This window comes from Pseudoalteromonas phenolica, assembly GCF_005876835.1.
Taxonomy (GTDB): Bacteria; Pseudomonadota; Gammaproteobacteria; order Enterobacterales; family Alteromonadaceae; genus Pseudoalteromonas; species Pseudoalteromonas phenolica_B.
This window is the reverse complement of record NZ_PPSW01000027.1, coordinates 34,651-60,365: the sequence shown is the minus strand read 5'-3', so window position 1 is coordinate 60,365 and position 25,715 is coordinate 34,651. Positions and strand designations below refer to the sequence as shown.

Here is a 25,715-nt window from a genome sequence, read left to right as displayed (position 1 = left end):
TCTATTATTTTACTAATTATTCAAAAAATAAGGTCGACGGTAGCCAAAAATACCCTGTTGTAGTAAACGGCTTACATCATAGCTTGATTTACCACCTAGCCCTTTTAGTACAAAGTTAAGACGAATGCTGGTATCAAACTGAGCCTCATCTTGGTTAATTGTTTTATTTAAATCGGTTTGAATTTGTCTATTACCAGTAAGCTGAACAGCCCAACAGCAACTTTCATATTGTATACCCGCAAAAAATTCAGTACTTCTTTTTGTTACTAAATCTCTATGATAACTTGCAATAAATTGCCATTGTTGGTTTAGAGGCACACTGGTAAAAAAACCAATTTGATCTATTTCATACCCTGAGACATCGTTTGCATAACGATGGTTCAATTGTACAAGCTGATTTTTATCGCCTTTATAATCAATCGTTGCATGAGATTGAATTAATTGTTTGGTGTCAGCGTCGTATTGAATACCTGCAGACAAATACCATCTACGATGCCAATGTATCATGCTTTCTGCAGCAAACAAGGCATTATAGTTTGTTTTATTCAATGGATTCTGGCGAGTTGGCTTAACATTACTGTCTAAATAAACTATTTGCCCAACACTTAAATTAAAGCGTTCCTGGTTTTTATTATCAAAAATACGTGTTGTTGCACCTATCGTGAATTGGTTCGCCTGGGCAATGCGATCAACGCCTGAGAAACGTTGCTCTCTGAATAAGCCTGAGAAATCATCCTGCATTTTAGTGGTATCGTACAACCCAATATTGTCTTGATCTTTTTTAGGTACGTATAAATATTGCAGTTGAGGTTCAAGCGTTTGTACGCCATCATCCACAACCAATTTCGTTGCGCGCTCAAGATTCATTTGTGCATGCAGTCTTAGTTTCGGCAAAGTCCTGCTTACTCGTTCATCAAATTGTGCTTCGTTGAAGCTTCCGTTTTGTTGATAGTAAGTATGTAGCAGGCTTGCTTCTGATAAAAATGACCAAGCGGTGTCGTTGATAGCGTAACTTGCTTTGGGCTCAATATGCAATCTTGAGGCGTCTGTAATCACTAACGCATCATTTTTAAAGTGGCTAAACTCACCGATTAGAGACCAATCAATGCCTTGCCAAGATATTGAATCGGTGGTGTGCCAAGAGAGTTGAGGTAGAGCAGCATAAGATTCTTGGTGGTCGCCTAGTACTTCAAAATTTTGCACTTTCAATTGCGCAGACCAAATGTCACCGAGATAGTTTAAAGTACCGGTTCGGTATAATTGTGTGTCAGTGATATTACCATATTCTGAATTTAAATCTGTTAAATAGTTGTCGTCACTGACGTTGGTAATATCAATGCTTGCGCGCCAATTTTCATTAAAGTAGCTATTTTGTTGCCAAAATAGTAAGTAACGCTCTTCTAATTCAGGCTCTGAATCATCTTTTTCTAGAAGCTCCATAGCAAATAGGCCTGAGTGGCGTGGTGTTAGATACCTGAATTCAGTGTTAATTTGAACGCCCTTTTTAGACATATATCTCGGTGTAATAGTTGCGTCATAGTTAGGCGCGATATTCCAATAAAATGGCGTTGAGAGTTCTAAACCATAGCGTTCAGAGCTTGATATGGTGGGTGCCAGAAATCCGGTTTTTCGTCTATCGTCAATCGGAAAAGTAAAGTAAGGGATATAAATAACGGGCGTGTCTAAAATTCTGAGCACCGCATTATATGTTTCGCCCCAGCCTTCGGTTTTCGACAAGCTAATTGTGCTTGCTTCGATGGACCAAAAAGGTTTATCTGACGGGCAAGTGGTAAAGCTTGCATTCAGTAGTTCGATGCTATTGTCGCGCGCAGATAATTGAGCTGCACCACCATGACCGAGTTGTTGAGTTAGTTGGTAGTCAGCACCCATTAAGTCGATATGGTAATTATTTAGATCTGCAAACAATCCGTTGCTTTTCACTAGGGTGTAAGGGTCTTGGTAGACTAGAGGCCCTTCGGCATTAAGTTGTAAGCTTTGTTTGTTAAACAGAGCTGAACTCGCAGAGAGTTGCATTTGCTCTGTGTTTATTACAACATTACCAGCGAATTGCGCGCTCGACGTATTGTTAATATTTACTCGATCTGCACGAATGTCGATAGCGTTTTTTGGTAAATCTGTGAGCGGTTGCCACTGCTGAGGTAAATTATTATTTTGGCAAAGTAAAGGCCTTTCAATTTCTGTAGCTGCATATACAGCAGGACAGAGAGGAAATAGTGCCACGGTCAGCCAAATTTTGTTCATTAATTAACCTGTTTGCCAGTTGTTACTTCAAGGACAGCACATCATAAAGTAAAACAGAGTTAAATTCAGTAATTAAGAATGTAAAATTGTGATAAAGAACGATAACAGAAAAACACAATTAGAAGCCTTTCTAATAAAATACTTAGGCCGCCAACCTTTTTCTTTTCATGCAATTACTTCAGACGCGAGTTTTAGGCAGTATTACCGAGTCGTAACCGATTCTGAAAATTTGATTTTAATGGATTCCCCTGCAGATTTAATTGATAACCGACCATTCGTCGGGTTACAACAAGATTTTGCTAAGGTGGGACTCATTGTGCCGCAAGTACTCGCTTCAGATTTCGAGTCTGGTTTTATTTTACTAAACGATTTGGGAGCAGAGCACCTGGCAGATCGTTTAAGTTCGGATAGTCGAATGACAGACTACAAGGCCGTTTTATCTTTGTTACCACAAATTGCCTCTATATCACCCAGCCAGTGGATGAAACCGTACGACGACGATTTTATACGTTTAGAAATCAATATTTTCAAAGAGTGGTTGCTCGAGAAATGGCTAGGTTTAAATGTATCGGGCGAGCATCAAAGACTTTGGCATGAATTGGTAACGAGTTTAATTGAGGTTATGCTACAGCAACCCCAAGTGACGATGCATCGGGATTTTCATTCTAGAAATATCATGAAAACGTCAGGTGGGTGGGCGTTAATTGACTTTCAAGACGCTGTTCAAGGTCCAATCAGTTATGATGCGGTCTCTTTGCTCAAAGACTGTTATTTCACTTTACCAGAGCATGAGTTTGAACAATTGCTTAAATACAACTACGAGCTGTTTTATAAACAAGGTTTGATGGCTGATTTATCATTTGTACAATATTGCGACTACTTCCACCTGACTGGTTTACAACGGCATCTAAAAGCCGCAGGGATATTTTGCCGCTTGCTTCTGAGGGATGGTAAATCAGGGTATCTACAAAATATTTTACCAACATTAGATTATATTCTTGAAGCAGGTAAACAGTATGAACAATTTCAATGGCTTGCAACTTGGCTCGACAATGAGATAATTCCTGCAGTTAAGCGTAAGTTAGAGCCGCAGACATGAAAGCAATGATCCTTGCAGCAGGTAGAGGCAAACGTATGATGCCTTTGACTGCTGAATTACCTAAACCCATGCTCGAAGTAAATGGGAAACCGTTAATTGAATACCATATCGAACGCTTAAAAGCGGCGGGGGTCACAGAGATAGTCATTAATCTTGCCTGGCAAGGGGACAAAATAGAGCAATATTTTGGTGATGGCTTGCAATTAGGCGTCAAGATTGAGTATAGCTATGAGCCTGAAGGGGGGTTAGAAACGGCCGGTGGTATCATCAATGCATTACCAATTTTATGTAAAGCATGTGATAAGTTTATCGTCATCAACGGGGATATTTTTACTGACTACGATGTACACGCTCTAACGCAGCTGGTGTTGCAAGAAGGCGAAGCACACATTGTTTTAGTCGAAAACCCAGTGCATCATCCAGGTGGTGACTTTACTTTGGGGTTAGCGAACCAAACACAGAAGTATACCTTTTCAGGTATAGGCCTTTACCACCAATCTTTTTTCGATACTTACGACAATCAATTTCTAGCTTTAGGACCTCTGCTGAGACAAGGTATCGAAGAAGGGCGAGTATCACGTGAGTTATATTTGCATGTATGGTCGGATATTGGCACGCCAGAGAGACTAGAGGAAATCAACAAGCAATTAGGAACTGCATATGTGGGGTAAGCTACTAGGTACGTGTTTTGGCTTTATGTTTGGTCGTTGGCTTGGCGCGGCGCTTGGTTTTTGGCTTGGCCACTTATTTGATAAAAGCTTAAAGCAGGACTTTGACAAAGCCGGTGGCTTTCAGGGCTTTTTTGATAAAGACGAGTTAGATCAGCGTCAAGCATTATTCTTCTCTAGCTGCTTTGCGGTCATGGGTCACATTGCAAAGTCGAACGGACGTGTCAGTGAAATTCATATTCAAGCTGCCACTGCATTTATGGATGAAATGGGTTTACACGGTGAAGAGAGGAAAGAGGCTCAGAATGCATTTCGTTCAGGAAAATCGAGCGAGTTTTCATTAAAAGAGTCAATTCGAGATGTAAAAGAAGTATTTGGCCGTCGTTATGACTTACTTCAGCTGTTTTTAGAAATTCAAATTCAAATGGCGTTTTCGGACGGTCACTTAGCAGAGCAAGAAAAGCAACTTTTACAGCAAGTAAGTCGCTTGCTTGGTTTATCAAGCAGACACTTTCAATTCTTACTAAACCGATATCAAGCAGAATTTCAATTTAGAAAACAAAGAAGTCAGCAACATAGCCATCAATCAAGCTATCAGTCTGAACAGCAATCTGATTATAGACACAAAGCGGCACCACCATCTTTAAATCGGGACAACGCGCTTGCTGTGTTGGGTCTAACTAACAATGCCAGTGAAAAAGATATCAAACGTGCTTATCGAAAACTCATGTCACAACATCATCCAGATAAGCTGGTTTCACAAGGCTTACCGCCTCATATGATGGAAATTGCAAAACAAAAAAGCCAGGATATTCAGTCTGCGTATGAATTTCTTAAGGCTAAGTAACATTTATAGATGACTGAGAAAGCCGTTCACTTCTTTTCTCAGTCTTTGGTGTTGCCTCAGCTCGTGACTTAGCCCAAACAGCTCCCTTTGTCTGTAATCGTACTTACTGTTTCTCTTTGCCCAGCGCTTTCTATTCGAAATACTCTGCGTGACCGCAGGCCCATCATTGCTATAAAAAATATCTAGCAAAGGGGGGCTAACAAGGGAAAATGTTGCGGCTAAATCTTTATTGCGTTTTGGATGGGGGAGATACGCGCTGATAGTGACTAATGCATCAACGGGAAGCTGCGGTTGCTCTGATATCAGCTCTGCAAATACGCCCGCACTGGTACCGAGCGCTATAACCACAATATGTTCATCAGGCATTTTGCTCAGCTCCTGTGTCAATGCTTGAAAACGTGCTGCCAGCTCATTCTTGTATTCGTTAAGCATGCTTTCAGATTGAAAAAACACCGCTTTAGCAAATGGATTAGGTTGTTGCTCTTGTGTAAAGTCAGGTATTTCTAAAGATTCAAATAGCACTGCTGGTGAAGGCAAAACATACGTATCGTAGCCATCATCAGCGAGGGCCTGTTGTAAAAATTGGCTTCCATTTGAGGACAGAGGTGAGTGACCAATATCAGGTAAGATAATTGCAATGCCACGTTTAGTTGCATTCATATAGGTTTGAAATAACACATCTAAGGGTTGCTCGTTAACCGTTATATTGATGATATTACTGGCATCTATATAATTTTTCAGATCTTGTTGGTGCCACATTTTGGGTTCTGTAGGCATTACATGCTCACTCGGTGCCGCGTTGAGCGCAGGCGTGGCGAATAGCAATATCATAAATGCAATAAAATAGGGCATAGTGATTTTGATTGGTTTACATAATTACATTATCGGGCAAAGTAAGCATAACTTTAGAAACATAATTTGCTTTATCGAAGCTGAGTATGGGTTCTTGTCTAAACCAATTTAGGATAATATGACTCGCTGTTTTGATTAGGAGAAAAGGACACTATGTCGCAGTTGCAAAGTAAGCGTGACTTTTTATTTTTATTTTTGAAAGGTGCTGGCATGGGGGCCGCTGATGTTGTGCCAGGCGTATCGGGTGGTACGATAGCATTTATTACTGGCATCTATACCAGATTATTAAATGCCATAAAAAGTGTTAATTTAGATGCACTTTTATTACTTAAAAAAGATGGTATTAAAGCCACTTGGCGCTATATAGACGGGACCTTCTTAGTGACGCTTTTCGCTGGACTATTAACAAGTGCCGCTTCTTTAGCAAAACTGATCACCTACTTACTGGAACATCATAAACTACTTGTGTGGGCATTTTTCTTCGGCTTGATCATTGCCTCTTTTATCTATGTTGCAAAGCAAGTTAAAGCTTGGAACCTAAAGACAGTGACAAGTTGTCTTTTAGGCGCGTTAATCGCATACGCTATTACGTCAATGTCACCTGCTGAAGCGAATCCGAGTTGGTGGTTTTATTTTGTTGCCGGCTCGATTGCCATTTGTGCGATGATCTTACCTGGGATATCGGGCAGTTTTATATTATTGCTATTGGGAATGTACGGCCATGTTCTGACAGCCGTGACAGAAAAACAATTTGCGTTAATTGCCTTATTCTTGATGGGCTGTGTTGTTGGCCTGATGGTCTTTTCTCGTTTTCTGGCTTGGTTATTGAGTTGCTTTGAGCAGTTAACTTTTGCATTATTGGCAGGCTTTTTAGTTGGCTCTTTGAATCTACTTTGGCCGTGGAAACAAGTGCTGACGACTTACACTAATTCAAAGGGCATTGAAAAGCCGCTCATGCAGCAAAATATTTCGCCTGCAGAATTTGCAACATTAAACGGTCAAGACCCAATGACATTGTTATGTATTGCGCTTGCCATTACTGGGTTGGTATTAATTTTAGCGATTGAAAAATTAACCGCGGAAAAATAGTAAATATAGACTTCTGTACAATTGGTAATCACTGCCGTTGTGCTATTTTATTGCCTACTTAAATACTCTCTTTTGACTATCATAGTAGGCAATAACATGTCCTTTCGGCGCTATACACTTCTACTTCTATTAGCTTTGATAGCTAGCTTTACTCCTTCAGTTTGGGCAGCAGGTGCTCACTTAGACTTAACAAATTCTGCGGTAGGTTTTGCTGCAATCGCAATTTTTATTCTGGCTTATACCCTAGTTATGTTGGAAGAAAAATTACATTTGAGAAAGTCTAAGCCTGTGCTGGTGGGTGCAGGTTTAATCTGGATCCTCATTGGCAGCTTTTACGTCAGTGAAAATATCCCTCATGTTACCGAAGAGGCATTTAGACATAATTTACTCGAATTCGCAGAGCTGATGCTGTTCTTGTTGGTAGCAATGACCTATATCAATGCTCTTGAAGAGCGTCGAGTTTTTGATGCATTAAGAGCTTGGATGATCCGCAAGGGCTTCAACTATAAAAATCTATTTTGGATCACGGGCTTTTTATCATTCTTTATTTCACCCATTGCGGATAACTTAACTACCGCGCTATTAATGTGTGCCGTGGTAATGAAAGTGGCTGAAGGTGATAAACCCTTTATCAATATATCTTGTATCAATATTGTCATTGCAGCTAATGCTGGTGGGGCATTCAGCCCGTTTGGAGATATTACGACCTTGATGGTTTGGCAAGCAGGTATGGTGACCTTTGGTGAGTTCTTAGTCTTATTTATACCTTCTTTAGCAAACTTCTTAGTCCCTGCGGCTATTATGAGTTTTTATGTTGAGAATAAACAACCAACTGCGGCTTATGAAGAAGTTGAATTAAAACGTGGTGCCTTACGTATCTTGTCATTATTTTTATTTACCGTGGCAACAGCTGTTGCGTGCCATAGTTTCTTACACCTTCCACCGGTATTAGGCATGATGATGGGGCTAGGTTATCTTCAGTTTTTTGGTTATTTCCTAAGAGTAACATTACCGGGGTCTTTGGCTCGCAAAAAAGTACTGGCAGAACAACAGGGTGATAAGGAACGTTTAGCGAGATTAGGCAGTGTCGTGCCGTTTGATGTATTTAGCAAAGTGTCGCGTGCGGAGTGGGATACATTATTGTTTTTCTACGGTATTGTGATGTGTGTTGGTGGGCTAGGGTTCTTGGGCTATTTGAGCTTGATGTCTGAAGTACTGTACGGAGGTTGGTCAACAACCGCTGCGAATGTGTTTCTTGGTGTCATCTCGGCTGTTATTGATAATATTCCGGTGATGTTTGCTGTACTCACAATGCAGCCTGAAATGTCACATGGTCAATGGTTATTAATTACTTTGACTGCAGGTGTTGGTGGTAGCTTGTTATCAATTGGTTCAGCGGCGGGTGTGGCACTGATGGGACAAGCTCGAGGCTATTATACTTTCTTTGGTCATCTTAAATGGACCCCAGTGATTGCGCTGGGGTATGCAGTAAGTATTGTTTTACACTTATGGCTAAATGCTGACCTATTTTAAATAGTGGGTGAGTGGACCTTTGTGGGCGTTGACTAGTTCATCGCTCACTGGTTTATTTATTGAAACAGCTTTGTTTAGGTCAGTTTTGGTCAGTTGCGATGCACTTAAGCCAAGCATAACCTTATCTTCACCCTTGATTAAGGCATCAACAGCTTTTAGTCCAAGTTGAGTGGCAAGCACTCTATCTTCAGGGACGGGGTCTCCCCCTCTTTGCGTATGACCCAAAATACAAATTGCACTTTCAATGTTCCCCTGAGACTTTAATTGCTCTTGAAGGGCATTAGCACTACCAGGCCATAAGTTCTCTGCTAGTACAATTAAATAACTTGCATGGCGATTTAGCTGTTGTTTCTGTATTTTCTCAATTAGGTCTTCGAGTATGATGTCGTGTTTTTCATTGCTGTAATTCTCGAATGAAAAAATGCTCTCAGCACCACAAGATAAGCCAACTTGAAAGGCGATATGGCCACTGTGTCTACCCATTACCTCCACAATGAACACCCTATCAAATGCGTTAGCGGTATCTCTGATTTTATCTATAGCTTGCGTTGCGGTATTAACCGCAGTCGCAAAACCTATGGTTTTATCACAGCCATAAAGGTCATTATCTATAGTGCCAGGTAAGCCAATAACTTGACCATGCCAATGGGCCTTAATTGCTAGTAAGCCATGAAATGAGCCATCTCCCCCAATTACGATTAGGGCGTCAATTTCGTGCTTTAATAGTGTGTTACATGCTTGCTTTACACCCGTGTCAGTCATCATGGCAGGACAACGCGCACTTTTTAATAGGGTACCACCATTCTTTATTTCGGCATTAACTAATTGGCTAGATAAAGGAAGCAGATGGTCTTCTATTAGGCCGTTATAACCATGATAAAAACCAAAACAAGATAAATTTTTATATTCACAGCTGAGCACAATTGCACGAATAGCTGCGTTCATGCCTGGGGCATCACCACCACTTGTGAGTAAAGCGACTTTTTTCATATTGATAGTCTTCATACGAAGGGGGGAGGTGGAATGGCCCTCGTCAGATAACGAGGGAGGCCATTACACGTGTACTCAGGTTATGAAAGATTCGCTAGCGCTTCTTTCTGAGCTGTAGGTAGATTATCAACAACTATCTGATAAGAGTCATCGATAAACTTTTTGATTTCGTCTTCAGGTACCGTGCCATCAAGGACAATCGTGTTCCACAGACGTTTGTTCATGTGATAACCCGGCAAAATTGATTCGTACTTATCTCTAAGTATTAATGCCTCGTCAGGATCACACTTCACATTTAACCAAAAAACAGGCTCATTGTTTTCGTCTAGTTGATCTTCTTTACCTTCGTAAAGGGTGGCAAACATCTTATGTTGCACTTTGTAAACATCGCTATCCTGCGAAAAAGGCTGCGTAATAAACGTGCCTGGTTTACTTTGCAAATAATCATGTACGCTTTGTTTATTCATAGCTCTTATCCTTGAAGTAACTATTAATTAAAACCACATGGTTTGAGTTTAGCACTTAATTCGTAAAGACAATAATCTTAGGAAAAAACATTTTAGTCTGTTTACTGAGTTTGCTAACACAACTGGGTAAGCTGGAAAAGTCGGCTTGCTCGAGAGTGATGAGCAATATTCAATAAACGCCTTTATTTACACTCACAAAACTTGTGCGTAAAAACCGTGCTAAAACCTCGCCATGACGACCAGTTAAAATTTCACTTAACCTAACTATAAATCAGTTAGTTATGAAAAAATGAATAAAATACCATTTTAAGAGTGAAATTATGGTTTGGTATTAAATGAAATAATGCAATATTTTGCAACAATTAAACGTTTTTTTGTGCTTGTTTTGTGCTGGTTGCTGTATAATTCGCCAATTTGAAGGGAGGTGCTAATGTTAGTGATGTTTTGTTTGCTTTTAAGTGCAATGGCCATTTATTGCGAAACGATTCGCCTAGGCATGCCGACAAAGCGTTGGGTTGCATTTAGTTTGGCTGTTGGTCCTATTTGTTGGGTGTTTTTGAGAATACATTACAGGATGGCTATTTTAAGAAACATGCAAATGGGACAGCTAAAGTGCTTTAAGGTAAGCTGAACAGTTAGATAACTACTTTTAAATCGGGTTTAGCTTGTTTATTTTTCACAACTCTTTGTTGTTTCAAAAACTCAGTAAACTCCTCAGCTGAAAGAGGCTTGGAGTAAAAGTACCCTTGTACAGTTTGGCAATTTAACTCTTCTAATATTGCCAGTTGCTCTGCCTTTTCAACACCTTCGGCCACAACATGTAACTCAAGGTTTTGAGCTATTGTTACAATCGAGTCTACCATATTTCGACCACGTTCATTGTGCATGTCGTCGACAAAAGCTTTATCGACTTTTAATGTATTCAAAGGAAACTGCTTTAGATAAGCCAGTGATGAATAACCTGTACCAAAGTCATCAATCGCCAGGTGAATACCTCTGGCACTGAGCGAGCGCATAATATTAATGGCTTCTTGTGGGTCGTCCATTACGGTACCTTCAGTGATCTCAAGCTCTAAAAAGTAAGAAGGTAAATGGTTTTTCTGTAAGATGATATCGATACGGGTGGTAAGGTCGGGCAAACTAAATTGCTTAGCTGATAAATTAACGGCAACACGGCCGTCAAATAAATCTTGGTCTATCCAGCGTTTAACATCTTTACAGGCTTTGTCGAGTACGACCTCACCGATATCAATGATTTGTCCTGTTTCTTCCGCAATAGGAATAAACACACCTGGGCTTATAATGCCTTTTTTAGGGGTAATAAAACGCACTAGTGCTTCCATGCCGACAAGCAGGCCTGATTTGATGTCCATTTTAGGCTGGTAATAAACGACAAAATGATCTTCTTTCAAGCCAAAACGCATTAGGTTTTCGATTTGTAACCGTTTAACGGCTTGCTCATTCATTGAATCGTTAAAGAATAAGTAGTGGTTCCCTTTTTGTTTTGCATGATACATGGCTGTATCTGCATTCTTAAGTAATATTTCTGGGGTTGCACCATCTTCAGGAAATAACACAATACCGACTGAAGAAGTGATCACGAGTTCATGATTGGCCATTTTAAATGGTGTGGCAATGGCTGCTAAAAATTGCTTAGCAGTTTTGGTAATGGTGTGGATGTCATTCGTGCCGGTCATCACCAAGGCGAATTCATCACCACCTAGGCGATAGAAGGTGTCTTGCTGGCGAGCTAGTTTATTTAGACGCATTGCCAGTTTTGCAAGCAAACTATCTCCGAGTTGATGACCCAGTGAGTCGTTAATTTTTTTAAAGTTGTCTAAATCAAAGACCAGTAGAGCATGATGAACATCTTGTTGCGCTAATTTCTTTAAGTTAGTAAAAAATAAGTTTCTATTAGGAAGACCGGTTGTTCTGTCTCTGTTAGAGAGATTATGTAGCTGCGACTCTGCTTTCTTTCGTTCGGTTAAATCCGAGAAAATAACAACATAATTTGTTACCTGACCATGACTGTTTTTAATTTCGTCGATGCTGACTTCGATTGGCAACAGGATATTTTTAAAATTCCTGAGCTTAAGTTCTTCCTGCCAGTGCTCAGACTCTTTTAGGTTTGCTTTGATCTCACGAATATATTTTTCATCATATCCAGAAAGATTGAATTGCTTTCCGAGGTAGTGAGTTCTCAACCCTCCAAAGAGTTTTAAGTAGCTAGGGTTGACATCCACAAGCTGATAATTTTTGTCATAAATGGCAATCGCATCAGTCAGTGATTCGACACATTTAGCAAATAAGTTGAGTCGCTCTTCGGTACTTTTTAGGTGGCTAATATCACGTACCGTGCCTGTCATTCTTACAGGGTTTAAATTGGCGTCTTTCTCAATGATTTTTCCACGATCTAACACCCAATGGTATTGATCTAAGGTATCCTTTAGACGGTAACTGGCTTCGAAAAAAGCCGTTTGCTCAGCAAAGTGTTGCTTAAGTAATTTGTCTACTAGGGGGAGATCTTGAGGGTGTATACGGTGCGCGTTGGGTAAAAAGCGTGCATTTTTTTCTGGCTGGTCTTGGCATACCATGTATTTATCGTTTATACGTATGATTTCCCCTGAGCTGATGTCCCAGTCCCATAGCGTATCACCACTGCCTTCAACAGTCCGTTTTAAGCGTAATTCAGACATAGCTAAGTCTTGCTGTGAACGCTTTAGCCTACGGTTTATAAATAGCAAATAGGTGGTGAATAATGTCATTAAGCCCACAGGGACAAGCCAATAAATATTAGCTCCCAGGCTCTGTTGATTAAACTCCAATGCCATCAATGGCATGCTGAATAATGAGCTTAATAACGCTATGAACATCATTATTGTTATATTTTTAATCATAGATGTTTATTTCTCAGAACAACGCCTAATCTAATCTATGCTGAACTGAGAGTAAAGTAGATAACAGAGCCTTATCAGTTGAAAGTTAGCGTTGCATGCGAGTCTTTATTACTTATCAGAGAGATAGCATTATTGATAAATACATCTTTTGTTAGTGTTTGAAGAGCACTGAGTAATCTAGATTGCATTGAAAAGTGGTGATCTTCGTTGGTGATCGCGACCCAAAGTCGTTGAGCTCTCAGTCTCAGGTTTTTATCGTTTTCTGCAATTTGTAGCTCTAAAGCTTGCTTAGCCTCTAAAAATGTATCTGTACTTAATTTGGACAAGTTATTCAAGAATAGATTGATAAATTCTTCATGGCTTTGCAGCAGTAGCTGGCTGGAATTATTTGGAGATTGCACATAAAACGCAAGCCCTGCACGAGTATTAAAAGGAGCATAACCCGCACCGACTAAATAACCTAATTGCTGTTTGGTTCTGAGTTCATCAAAATAAAGATGCTGTACAAGTTGGTTAATGAGCATGAGCTGTACTTTTTCATCAACATCTGAAGTTTTTGCTTGAATATAATACAGTAATCCATGTTCAGCCTGTTCTTTATAAGCAGTATGCGTCATATGTTGTCTGAGTTTAATAAGAGGGCGCTTTAAATCTTCTAAGATTTCGCTTTCCTTAAAGGTGTCCTTGATGCTGCTAAGCATATTATCAGCATCAGTTTCACGCCAATTACCATACATAAATGCTTTAATATGTATTGCTTTAAAAAATGCACGCCTAAATTCATTGAACTCATTAAATGTAATACCTTTTAGGCTTTGCGCTAAGTCTTCAGGCGCAGGGTTCCAAGGCATTAGGTGTGCCCCCAATATGCTAAATAGCGCAGACACAGGTTTATTATGATTATGTTGAAGCCAATGTCTCGATAGTTGTTTTTTATATTCAGCAAATCGAATAGGGCTAATATCCTGAGATAAGATATAGTTAAGTAACTCTATTGCAAATTCAGGCTGGTTTGCCGAGAGACCTGCTGTATTGAGCGTCAAACCACCTTGATGAGAGGTGATGTGGTAGTTGAGGCCTGCAAGTTCAGCAGAGTAGAAGGGTTCAGCAAGACTATCCATTAATAAGTCGGCTAATAAGCGTGTAAGTGCCATATTCTTAACACAACTAACCGCGACTTTTGAATCTATCTCGATATAAAGGTGTCCTTTTGTAACTTTGAATTCTGTGTCTTGTTTAAACCAGAAATTTAACCCTTCTCTGAAAGCGAGCTTTTTTGGGACAGAAAAAGACGACGCACTAGTGTGTAACACTTGTTTTGCTTTTAAATAAGGATTGACGCTAGGCAGCTTCATTTCTGGAAGAGGATGTTTTATTTTATCAAGTGTTTCAAGCCAGTGCGTAGGTAAATCTTCTACCAGATAAGCTGTGTTATACCACTGGGCTCTTTTATTTGTTGCAACACCTTGATGAATTAAAACGACTCGCATGTTCTTCGCCGACAAGTATTGGCAAAGTTTTTTGTGTAAATGAGGCTCGAACCCAGTCATGACATAGTCACCGCACAAATAATCCGCTTCATCGAAGTGGTGCATATTTACGCTTAACGCATTAACCCACTCTACCAATTTGCTTGGTTCTTGGTTGTCAAAGGCGATTTCTAATAAAGCTTGTTTGTCGGCATAGAGTGCGGGTAAGTCGGCAAACTTATGCTCGATAAGTGCAATATATTCGAATAACATTTCAATAATGTCTTCATAAAACTCGATCCCTTGTTCCGTGAGGGCAAAGCTGACATTAAAGTCTTTATAATTACTTCCACTGACGCCACCACCGGCTGAAAGCGCATTGATCCAACCTTGGGCTTTTAATATTGAATAAAGTGAACCTTCGCCTTCGAAGCCAATCAAGTGAGCTAAAAAGCTCAAACTCTTAGATTTATACAGGTTATGAACATTAGGCATAGCAAAGCTAACAATCAGTTTCTGCATTTGCTTTTTAGGCGTAATGTGAATGAGTTTACCCTGATCACTGCTACGGTAGAGAGGTACATTGATCGCGGGTTTATTATTTTGACTTGAAGGCACCTTAGAAAAATACTGTCTAGCCATATCGGCTAACTCATTCAACGATTGAGGTCCGGCAATGGCTAATGTCATCCATTGGGCAAGGTAATGGATGCTGAAAAATTGACGTAACTCGTCTGAGATGCAGATGTCTCTGTCTTCTAATGTTTGGTGGTTGCCAACAGCAAACTTTGCGAATGGATGAGCAGGGTTTGCCGTTTCTTTATGTACTTGATAAATGCGTCGACCATCATCTTTAGTTTTCATTTTGTATTCGGCATCTATCGCATTTCGCTCATTCGTTGCTTGAAGCTTGTCGAACAAGGGAGCAATAAAAAACTGGCTGAAAATGTCTAATGCGGGATGTAATTGTTGATGATCACAATCGAAAAAATAGCTACTGTGTTCTGTGCCAGTCCATGCATTACAATGCCCGCCAGCTTGATTAATGAATTGAGAAAAATAGCCGGGGTCAGGGTAGGCTTCAGTACCGAGAAATAACATGTGTTCGATAAAGTGTGCCATACCTTGGCGATCGTTAGGATCATCAAAGTGTCCAGCATTGACGGTCAGTGATGCTGCAGATTTTTTTGAATCTAGGTCTTGTACAAGCAGTACTTTCAGACCATTGTCGAGTGTAAGAGTTTGATAGCTGCGTTTATCATTATTGCTAATTTTCAAGAGTCTGCCGCCGATATAAAGTAAGAGATGAGGCCAATTTGAACTAACTTACCGCTGCTAAGGTTCTTTGGATTGTCATGTGTTTTGTTTTAATATAGCGAACAAAGTGGTTAAGTTGCTACCGCTTTACTGAAAATTATTACTCTAAGTGTTTGAGGTTCTATGAAAACAATCTTAATTATGCGCCATGGTGAAGCCGAGCCTATGCAAGCTGATGATGCCGCAAGAGCGCTGACCCCACGTGGAGTAAGCCAAGCGAGTGAAATGGCGCTATGGATTAAAGCGCATTATCAACCAAAGGCAATACTCGTAAGCCCTTTTATTAGAGCGCAGCAAACAGCCGAGCAAGTTATTAAGCACAACCCCGCAGATTATTTTGAAGTGTGTAAAGATATTGTCCCCAGTGGCGATGCGCGATTTGCGATTGATTACCTCGAAACTTTAATGAGTTTGAATCCTGACATTGAGACTTGGCTTTTGGTAGCGCACATGCCAATAGTGAGTTATTTGGTAGACCAACTAAGCCCTGGTGATATGCCAATTTTCTCTACAGCTGGCATTGCTGTTATTCGCTATGATGAAAAAAACAGAAAAGCGGATTTTTTAAAAGTAGTTTCTCCTTCACTTTAGTCAGTTTATTTACTGTACAAGTCTTAAGTCTCTCCCTTACCCAAATAAAGCGTTAATTTTAACGGTTTTCACCATCGGTACAGGACAAATGTCCTTGTTTTTGATTTTCGGTAATGAAATAAAAGTTGTTAAAATCGGTAATCTTGTAGATAAAATTTATTATTTTTGGCTTTTTTGGGGTTATTTGAAGCAAAGTTGAAATTTGCTGTTATAATTATGCTGTTAGATTCAGCCTTAGAATTCGTTTTGCACTCTCGTCTCTAAGGTCCGCATTGTACATTCAGTATAGGCGAAAAATTGAACTAATCACGCCAATGTGATACGGCGCCCATATTTTACCGTTGAACAATAGAGTGCTTATAAAAGGTTTACCCCAAACATGAAAGCAATCAAAAGATCTACGTTAGCAGTTTTAGTCAATGCAGCGTTGTTCTCTACTGTAGCAAGTACTTCGTTCACCTCGCATGCTGAAGAGCAAGAAGCTAAGAGTAATCAGCTTGAAGTTATTCAAGTAACAGCACGTAAACGTGTTGAAAATGCGCAAGAAGTGCCTGTGTCTGTGTCGGCCCTACAAGGCGATGGATTAGACGCATATAGCTCAGCGGGTATGGATATTCGCTTCATGAACGCAAAAATCCCAAGTTTATCAGTTGAATCATCATTCGGCCGTACTTTCCCGCGCTTTTATGTTCGTGGCTTGGGTAATACCGATTTTGACTTGAACGCGTCACAACCTGTTTCATTAGTTGTAGACGAAATTGTTCAAGAAAACCCTATTCTTAAAGGTTTCCCTGTATTTGATATCGAGCGTATCGAAGTACTGAGAGGCCCACAAGGCACGTTGTTTGGCCGTAACACGCCAGCAGGTCTTGTAAAATTTGACTCAGTTAAGCCGAGCCAAGAGTTTGATGCATACAGTGCTGTGTCATACGGCAGCAAAGGCTCAGTAGACTTTGAAGGTGCAGTAGGTACTGGTCTGACTGACAAACTTTCAACGCGTGTTTCTCTACTTATTCAAGATCGTCCAGATTACATCGACGTAAAAGCTCCAGGCTTTGAAAAAGAAGATTCACTTGGTGGTTACAATGAAAAAGCAGCACGTGTTCAGTTTTTATATGAAGGTGATGACTTCACCGGCCTTTTAAACTACCACAAGCGTGACCTAGATGGTCGTCCAATTGCATTCCGTGCAAACCTAATTGAAAAGGGCACAAATAACATCAACCCACTGTACGACAATGATGTTGTTTACCATGATGCCGCTTCACGTTCGACTCAACAGGTAAATACGCAAGGTTTAAGCCTTAAACTTGAGTGGGACTTAAAAGAGCACACAGTAACGTCGATCACTGGTTGGGAAAGCGCTGAAATCTATTCTCGCGCTGACGTAGATGGTGGTTACGGTGCATCATTTATTGGTTTCCAAGGCCCAGGTTTTATTCCTTTTCCTTCAGAAACTGCTGATGCAATTCCTGAACACGACCAATATACCCAAGAGCTTCGTCTTTCAAGCAACTTCTCTGGTGATATGAACTACCAAGTTGGTGTGTTTTTATACGAAGAAGACTTAATTATCGAGAGCTTCAGTTATGATACGCTTACTTGGGATGCAACTGCTAACAACTATGGTCTTCAAAATGGTTATGCAGTACAAGATCAAAGCACGTCTGCTTGGGCACTATTTGGTTCATTTGATTACACAGTATCTGACGAATTAAAGGTAACTGCTGGTCTTCGTTACTCTAACGATGAAAAAGAGTTTTATGCGAAGCGTACAAAATCTCCAGTAGGTGCAGCTGATTTCCTTGAAGGCTCTGCAAATCCAGATGACAGCCATGTATCTTGGGACTTAAGTGCAACTTATAAGTACACTGATGACATTAACTTATTCGCACGTATCGCTAACGGTTTCCGTGCGCCGAGTGTTCAGGGCCGTATCTTATTCGGTGATGAAGTAACAGTTGCTAAGTCTGAAACGACTAACTCAATTGAAGCGGGTATCAAGTCTGACGTATTAGACGGCCAAGGTCGTGTGAATGCGACAGTTTTCTATTATCAGATGAATGACCAACAGTTAACAGCTGTAGGTGGCGACGCTAACTTTAACCGTCTGATCAATGCTGATAAGACAACAGGTTACGGTATCGAGCTTGACTCAGAGTGGGTTTTAACTGATGAGTTAAACGCAACATTTAACCTGAGCTACAACAAAACTGAACTGAACGATAAAGACCTAGCTGTTCAAGTTTGTGCTCAGTGTACGGTAACAAACAAAGTAGAGAATGGTTTAGCAGTTTTAGATGGTAACAGCTTACCACATGCACCAGAGTGGATTGCAAACGCGACTCTTCGTTATACCAAAGAACTTGAAGGTGGCGACTTCTTCGTATACTCAGATGTGTCTTACCGCAGCGAAATTGACTTCTTCTTATATGAAGCTGTTGAGTTTAAAGGTGAAGCGTTATTTGAAGCGGGTGTACGTGCAGGTTACCAATGGTTAGCTGGCGACAACGAATATGAAGCATCTGTATTTGTACGTAACTTATTTGACGAACAAGTGGTTATTGGTGGCGTAGACTTCAATAACAACACAGGTATGTTAAATGAAGAGCGTTACATTGGTGCTGAATTTAAAGTACGCTTCTTCTAATATTATTTCGAAATAGAAATTAGTTTTAGTAAAAACCCGCATTTTCGCGGGTTTTTTTATATTCCGAAAACATAATATTTAGCCTTATGCCAATTATACCAATCCGCTTAACTAAGTGGTCTATTTTGAGGCAAGAAAACCTCGTGGTAGCACCGCTCACGCGTCCTGCTATCGCTGAGGTACCTACATCCATGTAGGCAAGGCAAATATTTCGTTATTTAGTTGTTCTAAATGAGAAATCTTTAACGCAGCTATCATCAGGTTTAATCCCTCAAAATGATTAAGTGTTATTGCAGATTGGTATTAGCCTCAAATAAGTCACATTGAGGATTGGTATTAATAAAATGAGCTGGTAAAGTTGCCCTAAATTGAAAGTAAGAGAAAAATTATGTCTGGATTTTGGAATTACCGTGTTATTTTTTGTGAAGCAACTAAAGATGAAGCGGCGCTTTATCAAATTCACGAAGTTGAATATAACTTAAATGGTAAAGTAACAAATTGGTCTGAAACAGGTGCTGCACCTTTTGGCCGCACAGTTGAAGAGCTTCAAGCTGATACAGACCGTTTAAAGTCTGCGTTTGAAAAGCCAATCTTAAAAGTAGTACGCCAACCTCGAGGCTATACGCTTGTAGAGGTTGAATCAGGTGAAGAAGCAACAGCAGAAGTACCTGAGAGCTTAAAGCAATAAGCTAAAAACGATTAATTCAAGGAGAGAAACATGGAAAAGCGAGCATTACTGATAGATTTTGACGGTACCTTGGTTGATTCTGAGGTCGTTCATTATGACAGCTGGCAACATGTTTTATCTCCTTTTGACATTCATTATACAGAGCAAGCTTTTTGCTTAGAGTTTGCGGGTGTCCCTACCTTACAAGCCGCAACAGTAATAAAGAAACGGCATAATTTAGATATCTCAGCTCAGTGGCTATGTGAGCAAAAAAATCAGCAGTTTGTTCTAACGTCTGAACAGGTAAAACCAAAGTTATTAGCAGGCGTGAAAGCTTTCCTTAATGCAGCTAAACAGCAGTTTACCTTGGTGTTAGTAACAGGCAGCACACGCAATGAAGCTATTCCTGTATTAACGCACTACGAATTATTTGATTTGTTCAGTGCGACGATATGCAAAGACGATGTAATCAACCCAAAACCCGATCCTGAGCCATATTTAAAGGCACTTGAATTCTTGTCTATAAAGCCCCTGGAAGCATTTGCTTTAGAAGACAGTGCTACGGGTCTTCAAAGTGCGACAGCAGCGGGCGTACAGACAATTGTTATCCCTCATGAATACTCGAAATCTCAAGATCACAGCAAGGCTAGTTTTATTGCCAATGATTTTAGTGAAGCTTGGGAGTATATTCAAAAAAATACCTATATTTAGACGATATAAAGGTCACAATACTTCAGGTAATGAGGGCAGCTAGGAAGTATAAACTCATTATTAATTTTACTTCAGCGCATAAGGAGCCATGCGTATGTATTATTTCTATTTTTTAGCTTTTTTATTGTTAAGCTCAGCTTCTTGGGCGAATACCTCACCCGCACAATTAGCTTCTGTATTCAACGACACCCACCAAGTCGAACATTATTTAGTTAGTGAAAAATATGATGGTGTGCGTGCCATTTGGGATGGCATGCAGCTTATAACCCGGCGCGGTAACCTAATTTATGCACCACCTTGGTTCACAGAGAAATTGCCAAACACTTATCTTGATGGAGAGCTCTGGGTCGATTATGGGCAATTTGAGTTTGTTAGTGGTCTTGCAAGACAGCCTAACGGCAATGATGAGGACTGGCTTAAAGTGAAATATATGATCTTCGATATGCCAAAAGTCTCAGGCGTTTTTGCTGAACGCTATAAAAAATATATGCATTTGGTCAGTGTGCTGAAGCAGCCTCATATTCAAGCTGTACAACAGCAAAGCTTTGCCAGTAGAGCTCAGTTAGATGATTACTTTGATAAAGTAGTAGCAAGAGGTGGAGAGGGTATAATGTTACATTTAGCCACCGCTACACATTTAGCTGGCCGTTCACCACAACTATTAAAATATAAGCCCTACTCAGACGCTGAAGCAGTGGTAATTGGTTATAGCGAAGGCAAGGGTAAGTACCAAGGCAAAACAGGCGCTTTGATCGTGCGTAATTTAGATGATGGTATTGAGTTCAGAGTAGGCTCGGGGCTAACCGATGCACTCAGAGCGAAACCGCCCAAAATAGGTACTGTGATCACCTATCGTTATCAAGATAAAACAAAATATAACAAGCCGCGTTTTGCACGATTTTTAAGGGTGAGAGAAATATTTTAAACTCAGTTTTATCTGTGATACTCTGCGCGACCTTTTTTGTGTCGGAGGTTAAAGATGATAATTGGATTTGATTACGGTAGTTCTAATTGTGCGATGGGGGTGATGCGTGACTCTCAAGTGACACTCGTTAAATTAGAAAACAACAAACATTATTTACCTTCGACTTTATATGCACAGCATAACGCATTGATCTCAGACTATGTCGCACATAATTTAAAGCAGGGTGATGGAGAGAGTTTTAGGCAATCTAGGGCGCACCTTTTAAATGCTGTACCGGCTATTAAACGTGACCTAGACTTGGAGTCTTCTGATACCGGTATTTCAATTGGTCAGGCTGCCATAGAAGAGTATATCGATTTTCCAGAAGACGGCTATTTCGTTAAATCTCCAAAATCATTCTTCGGTGCAGTGGGTTTAAAGCCACAACAAATCGCCTTTTTTGAAGACATTGCCAGTACCATGATCATGCAAATCAAGCAACGTGCCGAGCAACAATTGGGATATGAACTGACACACACTGTCATTGGTCGTCCGGTAAACTTTCAGGCCATTGGGGGTGAAGAAAGCAACCAACAAGCGGTGAGCATCTTAACAACAGCGGCAAAACGTGCAGGTTTTAAAGAAGTGGAATTCTTATTTGAACCTTTGGCTGCGGGGGTTGATTTTGAATCTGGCTTAACGGCTGACAAAAAAGTGCTTGTGGTCGATATTGGTGGGGGTACTTCTGACTGCTCGTTTGTGCAAATGGGACCAAGTTTTAGAGACAATGCCTGCCGAAATTCTGACTTTTTATCGCACACCGGTAAGCGTATTGGCGGTAACGATTTAGACATAGCATTGGCGTTTCATGAACTAACTGATTTACTGGGTCGTGACGATAAGTTTAAGTCAGGTCTTCCTATGCCTAACCAATTGTTTTGGCAAGCATGTAAAATTAATGACCTGCAAATGCAAAGTGACTTCTACTCAGATAAAAACCATCGTGATTTAAGCGCGATGCTGCGAGAGATAGAGCAACCAGAACGATTACAGCGTTTGATTAAAGTACAAGAAAATAAGCTATCGCACCGTTTAGTAAGACAAGCTGAATTAATGAAAATTGCATTAAGTGCTGACTCGCAGAGCCACTGTGATATGAGTTTTATCGGTAAAGACTTGGCTAAGCTGATCACTGATGTACAGCTTGCTGAAGCCCTTGAAAACAGTTTAGAGCAGATCTGCACATTGGCTGAGCAAGCTATTCAAGATGCAGGAACACAACCTGATGTGATTTACTTAACGGGCGGTAGTGCGCAATCGCCATTATTAAAGGCGGCGTTAAAACAACGACTGGGTGATATAGAGATGTTAAGCGGCGATAACTTTGGCAGTGTCACCGCCGGCTTAACCAAATGGGCTGAAAAGCTGTTTAGATAAGCGTTTAAATTTATAAAGTTTGTTAGGTATTGAGTCGCGTTGCCAAATACTTGTCGTAATCAGGTAAAGCACGACTAAATTCAGTACTCATCAAAGATGAATGCAGCAGCATATCGGCGGTTGCTTCATTACATGCCACAGGAATATTCCACACAGCAGCCAAACGTAGGAGAGCTTTAACATCTGGGTCGTGAGGCTGTGAAGCAAGGGGATCCCAGAAAAATACCAACATATGGATTTGATGTTCTGCAATTTTCGCCCCAAGCTGTTGATCGCCACCCATAGGGCCGCTAAGTAATTTATTAACGCTAAGGCCTGTAGCCTGCTCAATAACATTACCCGTCGTGCCTGTGGCAGAGAGTGTATGACGTTCTAAGGTATTCTTATGGGCTAAACACCAGGCTTTTAGAGCGTCTTTTTTACCATCATGGGCAACCAGCGCTATGTGCTTATTTGCTGGAATTTTCTCAACCTTGGTTTCCATACTCATTTCTCTTTTTTATTAGTTAGAGTAACAAGTTAATCGCTAAGGCGATAAAAATAAAGCCTGAAAAACGGTCTATCCAGATCGGCGCGCTTGGGTGCTGCCTAAAGTAGCCTGCGATTTTGTCTCCGCTGTAAATGTAGGCACAATCTATTGGGAAAGCTAAAATAGGGTAAAGCAAACCAAACATAGCCAGTTGTAAAGTGGTAGAAGAGAACGTAGGGTCGACAAACTGCGGAATAAAAGCAATAAAGAATAACGCTACTTTGGGATTGAGCACTTCGGTCATCATGGCTTGAACAAATACATTACCCTGTTTTTTAGTGCTTACATGGGGTTTATCTTCAGAGTCAATTTGCTTCTTAAACGTATCTTTAAGGGTCATAAAGCCCAAATAACATAAATACGCTGCGCCTAGATATTGCACTGTCGCGTAGGCCGTTTCAGAAGCTTTTAAAATGGCCGACAGTCCGACTACTGCAAAAATAGTATGAATAACACCACCGGCGGCAAAACCTAACGCACTTTGCATACCTGCTTTGCGACCGTGAGTAAATGTTTGTGCCATTAAAAATGCATTTGAAGGGCCAGGAGCCACGGCGATAACCGCACTAGCAATTAAAAAAGAAATGACTGATTCAGGGTTGAGCATCGCACTTATATTCTTGTTGTTATTGAGTGGGGCAGAGTATAAGCATGTTTGAATAAAATATACAGAGGTAAACAAAAGCGGGCATGAAGCCCGCTTAAAAATGGTTGGTTAGAATACTACAGTCTGAGTGCTTGAACAGGCTGAAGTACTACCTTGTTCACAAACTTGGTAGCTGTAGCTACCGCCGCCTTTACCACCGATGCTGTCAGTGTAGCTATTATCGTTGCTGGTTGTGACAATTTTGCTACCGTTACGGTAAATATCAACATTTGATGTTGTTGCACCTTGCCAGTTTAGGTCAGCATATTTCGAACCTTTAGATTTATAACCTGAAGCAGTTAGGCTTAATGATCCACCTGTATCGCCGCCACCGTTGTCACCACCGCCATTATTACCGCCAGCACAACCGTTTTGTGTTAGGTAATCGTCAGCGGCTTTTGCTTTAACAATACCGTAACCGAAGTAGACGTCATTACCTGCCGCACCTTGGTCTTCTGCTGTTGCTTTAAGTGCTGAACGAATCTCTTCACCAGTACAATCTGGATGATTTGACCAAACGAGTGCAGCAAGACCTGCAACTGCAGGTGTAGCCATTGAAGTACCGCTCATTAAGCCATAATCACTTGAGCCAATACTGATAGATGCAGAAGTTGCCGCCATTAATGCTGAACGATCTTCAAAAGCCGCACCGACTGCTGGAATTGACGTTGTGTTTGTATCGCCTAATGTTGCGTAAAGCATGCCAGCTTCATTGTTTACAATGATAGCGCCTACACCGCCAGAAGCTTCACAGTTTGCAACTTTGTCATGGAATGAAATGTTGCCACGGTCGATTAAGCATACTTTACCGGCTGCTTGTGCATCAGTTGCTTCAGCAGTGCCCATGAAGTAAACATTGGCGGTTATTGAACCTGAATTTTCCATTGAAGAGCTTTCGAATGGTGTGCCGTCCATAGATAGGCTTGCTGATGTTGCCATACCAGCAGGGTAAGTAGATAGCGTATCAACACCGCCTGCAGTTACTTCTACACAAATTGTTTCGTCAGTTGTAACTCGACGACCCTTGCCCGATGTACAACTTGGGTATTGAGAGAAGTCGGCAATTTGGTTGTTTGCATCATTTGCACCAATCATCATCACTGACGGGTAACCTGCAGGGTAAGAGCGAACTGAGTTGCCATCGTTACCTGCTGCGGCAACTACTAGGCCGCCAGCTTGAGAGAAGCTAGCAAATGCATTTGATTCAGTGCTGTTTGAACCACCGCCACCAAGGCTCATGTTGATGATGTTTGCACCTGCTTGTGAACAAAGGTTTGCAGCATGTGCTAGATCAGAAGAGTACCCCCAACCTTCAGCGTTAAATACTTTGATAATGTGCATGTCTACACCTGGTGCCATACCAACAACGCCGACATTGTTATCAGCCGCACCAATGGTACCTGCTACGTGTGTACCGTGCGGACCACCATGCTCATACCAGTTACCTGTGCCTGAGTCGTTATCGCCTGTGATGTTACCCCATATAAAGTCAGGGTTTGACATATCAAGACCTGAATCGATAACACACACCTTCATACCCGCATTTGCATCAAAGGTAACTTGGTCAGCTTGAGACTGGTAAACAGCATAAGGGGTGATCTGTTGTTGCATTGAATTACCTAGATCATCGTTATAGATGCCCAGTGCTTTACGCTTTTGGTCTTCTTCAATGAGTTTAATATGTGGGTTGTTTAGCAAACCTTTTACGGTTGATAGGTCTTTACCTGAGAAACTTGCTGCAAAGAACCCATTGCCATCAACATGTAATTCAGCACCTAATTTCTTAGCTAATGCTTTAACGACGCCTTTTTTATCGTTATCAACCTGAATGATGTAGCGGTCATCCGCTGCGTTAACAGAAGCGGCCGAACAAATGCCCGCAAGAAGTAATGCTGAGGTGAATTTATTAAACTTCATACTTGTTATCTCTTTTGTAATTTTTATGTGATGTTTTGTAAACATCTTTTTAACAAGTTCGAGGGTACGCGAAATTTTTTGGTTGTAAAGGGTACAAAATTACATTTTATCGAGTTTTTTAGAATAAAAAAATCTAGTCGTAGAAGTAAAAAATATTAACGGAAGTCCAGATA

At 40.7% G+C, this 25,715-nt stretch carries 20 protein-coding genes; 11 read left to right on the top strand and 9 right to left on the bottom strand.

Translation table 11 applies throughout. The annotated features are described in order from the left end of the window. Nucleotides 1–12: 12 nt before the first annotated feature. Complete coding sequence (lptD, locus tag C1E24_RS16370) at nucleotides 13–2,262, bottom strand: LPS assembly protein LptD (RefSeq protein WP_138483299.1); 2,250 nt, start codon at nucleotides 2,260–2,262, stop codon at nucleotides 13–15. 88 nt (nucleotides 2,263–2,350) lie between these two features. On the opposite strand from lptD, the gene C1E24_RS16365 reads away from it, so the two are divergent. The 3 genes from C1E24_RS16365 to djlA are packed head-to-tail and all read left to right on the top strand — an operon-like array spanning nucleotide 2,351 to nucleotide 4,876. Beyond that, nucleotides 2,351–3,361, top strand: a complete 1,011-nt coding sequence (locus C1E24_RS16365) for an aminoglycoside phosphotransferase family protein (RefSeq protein ID WP_240722038.1) — start codon at nucleotides 2,351–2,353, stop codon at nucleotides 3,359–3,361. Beyond that, complete coding sequence (murU, locus tag C1E24_RS16360; protein WP_138483297.1) at nucleotides 3,358–4,032, top strand: N-acetylmuramate alpha-1-phosphate uridylyltransferase MurU; 675 nt, start codon at nucleotides 3,358–3,360, stop codon at nucleotides 4,030–4,032. The genes C1E24_RS16365 and murU overlap by 4 nt, the downstream gene beginning before the upstream one ends. Further along, nucleotides 4,022–4,876, top strand: coding sequence for a co-chaperone DjlA (djlA, locus tag C1E24_RS16355; RefSeq protein ID WP_138483295.1), 855 nt, complete (start codon nucleotides 4,022–4,024; stop codon nucleotides 4,874–4,876). Before murU ends, djlA begins: the two co-directional genes overlap by 11 nt. A gap of 3 nt (nucleotides 4,877–4,879) precedes the next feature. On the opposite strand, the gene C1E24_RS16350 is transcribed toward djlA, so the two are convergent. Further along, nucleotides 4,880–5,653: a DUF3530 family protein gene (locus tag C1E24_RS16350; RefSeq protein ID WP_171040917.1), complete on the bottom strand. Its 774-nt coding sequence runs from the start codon at nucleotides 5,651–5,653 to the stop codon at nucleotides 4,880–4,882. 228 nt (nucleotides 5,654–5,881) lie between these two features. On the opposite strand from C1E24_RS16350, the gene C1E24_RS16345 reads away from it, so the two are divergent. Both C1E24_RS16345 and nhaD read left to right on the top strand, forming a co-directional pair. After that, nucleotides 5,882–6,817 (top strand): DUF368 domain-containing protein, encoded by a 936-nt coding sequence (locus tag C1E24_RS16345; protein WP_206078141.1) that lies wholly within the window; start codon nucleotides 5,882–5,884, stop codon nucleotides 6,815–6,817. Nucleotides 6,818–6,913: 96 nt separating this feature from the next. Continuing rightward, nucleotides 6,914–8,350 (top strand): sodium:proton antiporter NhaD, encoded by a 1,437-nt coding sequence (nhaD, locus tag C1E24_RS16340; RefSeq protein ID WP_138483291.1) that lies wholly within the window; start codon nucleotides 6,914–6,916, stop codon nucleotides 8,348–8,350. Here nhaD and C1E24_RS16335 read toward each other — a convergent pair. From C1E24_RS16335 to C1E24_RS16320, 4 genes are all read right to left on the bottom strand, one after another. After that, on the bottom strand, nucleotides 8,342–9,340 hold the full coding sequence (locus C1E24_RS16335; protein WP_138483289.1) for an ATP-dependent 6-phosphofructokinase: 999 nt from the start codon (nucleotides 9,338–9,340) through the stop codon (nucleotides 8,342–8,344). The genes nhaD and C1E24_RS16335 overlap by 9 nt on opposite strands. An 80-nt stretch (nucleotides 9,341–9,420) precedes the next feature. Continuing rightward, nucleotides 9,421–9,807 (bottom strand): MmcQ/YjbR family DNA-binding protein, encoded by a 387-nt coding sequence (locus tag C1E24_RS16330; protein ID WP_138483287.1) that lies wholly within the window; start codon nucleotides 9,805–9,807, stop codon nucleotides 9,421–9,423. A 635-nt stretch (nucleotides 9,808–10,442) separates the two neighbouring features. Then, nucleotides 10,443–12,572 carry a putative bifunctional diguanylate cyclase/phosphodiesterase gene (locus C1E24_RS16325; RefSeq protein WP_431188334.1) on the bottom strand — a complete coding sequence of 710 codons (2,130 nt, stop codon included), beginning with the start codon at nucleotides 12,570–12,572 and terminating at the stop codon, nucleotides 10,443–10,445. A 206-nt stretch (nucleotides 12,573–12,778) separates the two neighbouring features. Continuing rightward, nucleotides 12,779–15,451: an insulinase family protein gene (locus tag C1E24_RS16320; RefSeq protein WP_138483283.1), complete on the bottom strand. Its 2,673-nt coding sequence runs from the start codon at nucleotides 15,449–15,451 to the stop codon at nucleotides 12,779–12,781. A 162-nt stretch (nucleotides 15,452–15,613) separates the two neighbouring features. Between C1E24_RS16320 and sixA the strand changes: the two genes are divergently transcribed. The 6 genes from sixA to yegD all read left to right on the top strand — a co-directional run bounded on the left by sixA (nucleotide 15,614) and on the right by yegD (nucleotide 22,450). Then, complete coding sequence (sixA, locus tag C1E24_RS16315) at nucleotides 15,614–16,081, top strand: phosphohistidine phosphatase SixA (RefSeq protein ID WP_138483282.1); 468 nt, start codon at nucleotides 15,614–15,616, stop codon at nucleotides 16,079–16,081. A 379-nt stretch (nucleotides 16,082–16,460) separates the two neighbouring features. Further along, nucleotides 16,461–18,731 carry a TonB-dependent receptor gene (locus C1E24_RS16310; RefSeq protein ID WP_138483280.1) on the top strand — a complete coding sequence of 757 codons (2,271 nt, stop codon included), beginning with the start codon at nucleotides 16,461–16,463 and terminating at the stop codon, nucleotides 18,729–18,731. 388 nt (nucleotides 18,732–19,119) lie between these two features. Further along, nucleotides 19,120–19,419: a hypothetical protein gene (locus tag C1E24_RS16305; protein WP_058029251.1), complete on the top strand. Its 300-nt coding sequence runs from the start codon at nucleotides 19,120–19,122 to the stop codon at nucleotides 19,417–19,419. A gap of 30 nt (nucleotides 19,420–19,449) precedes the next feature. After that, the gene (locus C1E24_RS16300; protein WP_138483278.1) at nucleotides 19,450–20,109 is read left to right on the top strand and encodes an HAD family hydrolase; all 660 of its coding nucleotides are present in this window, start codon (nucleotides 19,450–19,452) and stop codon (nucleotides 20,107–20,109) included. An 88-nt stretch (nucleotides 20,110–20,197) separates the two neighbouring features. Beyond that, nucleotides 20,198–21,034: a DNA ligase gene (locus C1E24_RS16295; protein ID WP_138483276.1), complete on the top strand. Its 837-nt coding sequence runs from the start codon at nucleotides 20,198–20,200 to the stop codon at nucleotides 21,032–21,034. A 54-nt stretch (nucleotides 21,035–21,088) separates the two neighbouring features. Further along, nucleotides 21,089–22,450, top strand: coding sequence for a molecular chaperone (yegD, locus tag C1E24_RS16290; protein ID WP_138483274.1), 1,362 nt, complete (start codon nucleotides 21,089–21,091; stop codon nucleotides 22,448–22,450). A 22-nt stretch (nucleotides 22,451–22,472) separates the two neighbouring features. On the opposite strand, the gene C1E24_RS16285 is transcribed toward yegD, so the two are convergent. The 3 genes from C1E24_RS16285 to C1E24_RS16275 all read right to left on the bottom strand — a co-directional run bounded on the left by C1E24_RS16285 (nucleotide 22,473) and on the right by C1E24_RS16275 (nucleotide 25,542). Next, the gene (locus tag C1E24_RS16285) at nucleotides 22,473–22,934 is read right to left on the bottom strand and encodes a methylglyoxal synthase (RefSeq protein ID WP_138483272.1); all 462 of its coding nucleotides are present in this window, start codon (nucleotides 22,932–22,934) and stop codon (nucleotides 22,473–22,475) included. Nucleotides 22,935–22,956: 22 nt separating this feature from the next. Then, nucleotides 22,957–23,586 carry a LysE family translocator gene (locus C1E24_RS16280; protein WP_138483270.1) on the bottom strand — a complete coding sequence of 210 codons (630 nt, stop codon included), beginning with the start codon at nucleotides 23,584–23,586 and terminating at the stop codon, nucleotides 22,957–22,959. A gap of 108 nt (nucleotides 23,587–23,694) precedes the next feature. After that, nucleotides 23,695–25,542, bottom strand: coding sequence for a S8 family serine peptidase (locus C1E24_RS16275; RefSeq protein WP_138483268.1), 1,848 nt, complete (start codon nucleotides 25,540–25,542; stop codon nucleotides 23,695–23,697). Nucleotides 25,543–25,715: the final 173 nt, after the last annotated feature.

Excerpts from the sequence above, each read along its gene's own strand:
- lptD (WP_138483299.1), bottom strand. The coding sequence starts at position 2,262 with ATGAACAAAATTTGGCTGACCGTGGCACTATTTCCTCTCTGTCCTGCT.
- murU (WP_138483297.1), top strand. The coding sequence starts at position 3,358 with ATGAAAGCAATGATCCTTGCAGCAGGTAGAGGCAAACGTATGATGCCT.
- djlA (WP_138483295.1), top strand. The coding sequence starts at position 4,022 with ATGTGGGGTAAGCTACTAGGTACGTGTTTTGGCTTTATGTTTGGTCGT.
- C1E24_RS16350 (WP_171040917.1), bottom strand. The coding sequence starts at position 5,653 with ATGCCTACAGAACCCAAAATGTGGCACCAACAAGATCTGAAAAATTAT.
- C1E24_RS16345 (WP_206078141.1), top strand. The coding sequence starts at position 5,882 with ATGTCGCAGTTGCAAAGTAAGCGTGACTTTTTATTTTTATTTTTGAAA.
- nhaD (WP_138483291.1), top strand. The coding sequence starts at position 6,914 with ATGTCCTTTCGGCGCTATACACTTCTACTTCTATTAGCTTTGATAGCT.
- C1E24_RS16335 (WP_138483289.1), bottom strand. The coding sequence starts at position 9,340 with ATGAAAAAAGTCGCTTTACTCACAAGTGGTGGTGATGCCCCAGGCATG.
- C1E24_RS16330 (WP_138483287.1), bottom strand. The coding sequence starts at position 9,807 with ATGAATAAACAAAGCGTACATGATTATTTGCAAAGTAAACCAGGCACG.
- C1E24_RS16325 (WP_431188334.1), bottom strand. The coding sequence starts at position 12,572 with ATGACATTATTCACCACCTATTTGCTATTTATAAACCGTAGGCTAAAG.
- sixA (WP_138483282.1), top strand. The coding sequence starts at position 15,614 with ATGAAAACAATCTTAATTATGCGCCATGGTGAAGCCGAGCCTATGCAA.
- C1E24_RS16310 (WP_138483280.1), top strand. The coding sequence starts at position 16,461 with ATGAAAGCAATCAAAAGATCTACGTTAGCAGTTTTAGTCAATGCAGCG.
- C1E24_RS16305 (WP_058029251.1), top strand. The coding sequence starts at position 19,120 with ATGTCTGGATTTTGGAATTACCGTGTTATTTTTTGTGAAGCAACTAAA.
- C1E24_RS16300 (WP_138483278.1), top strand. The coding sequence starts at position 19,450 with ATGGAAAAGCGAGCATTACTGATAGATTTTGACGGTACCTTGGTTGAT.
- C1E24_RS16295 (WP_138483276.1), top strand. The coding sequence starts at position 20,198 with ATGCGTATGTATTATTTCTATTTTTTAGCTTTTTTATTGTTAAGCTCA.
- yegD (WP_138483274.1), top strand. The coding sequence starts at position 21,089 with ATGATAATTGGATTTGATTACGGTAGTTCTAATTGTGCGATGGGGGTG.
- C1E24_RS16285 (WP_138483272.1), bottom strand. The coding sequence starts at position 22,934 with ATGGAAACCAAGGTTGAGAAAATTCCAGCAAATAAGCACATAGCGCTG.
- C1E24_RS16280 (WP_138483270.1), bottom strand. The coding sequence starts at position 23,586 with ATGCTCAACCCTGAATCAGTCATTTCTTTTTTAATTGCTAGTGCGGTT.
- C1E24_RS16275 (WP_138483268.1), bottom strand. The coding sequence starts at position 25,542 with ATGAAGTTTAATAAATTCACCTCAGCATTACTTCTTGCGGGCATTTGT.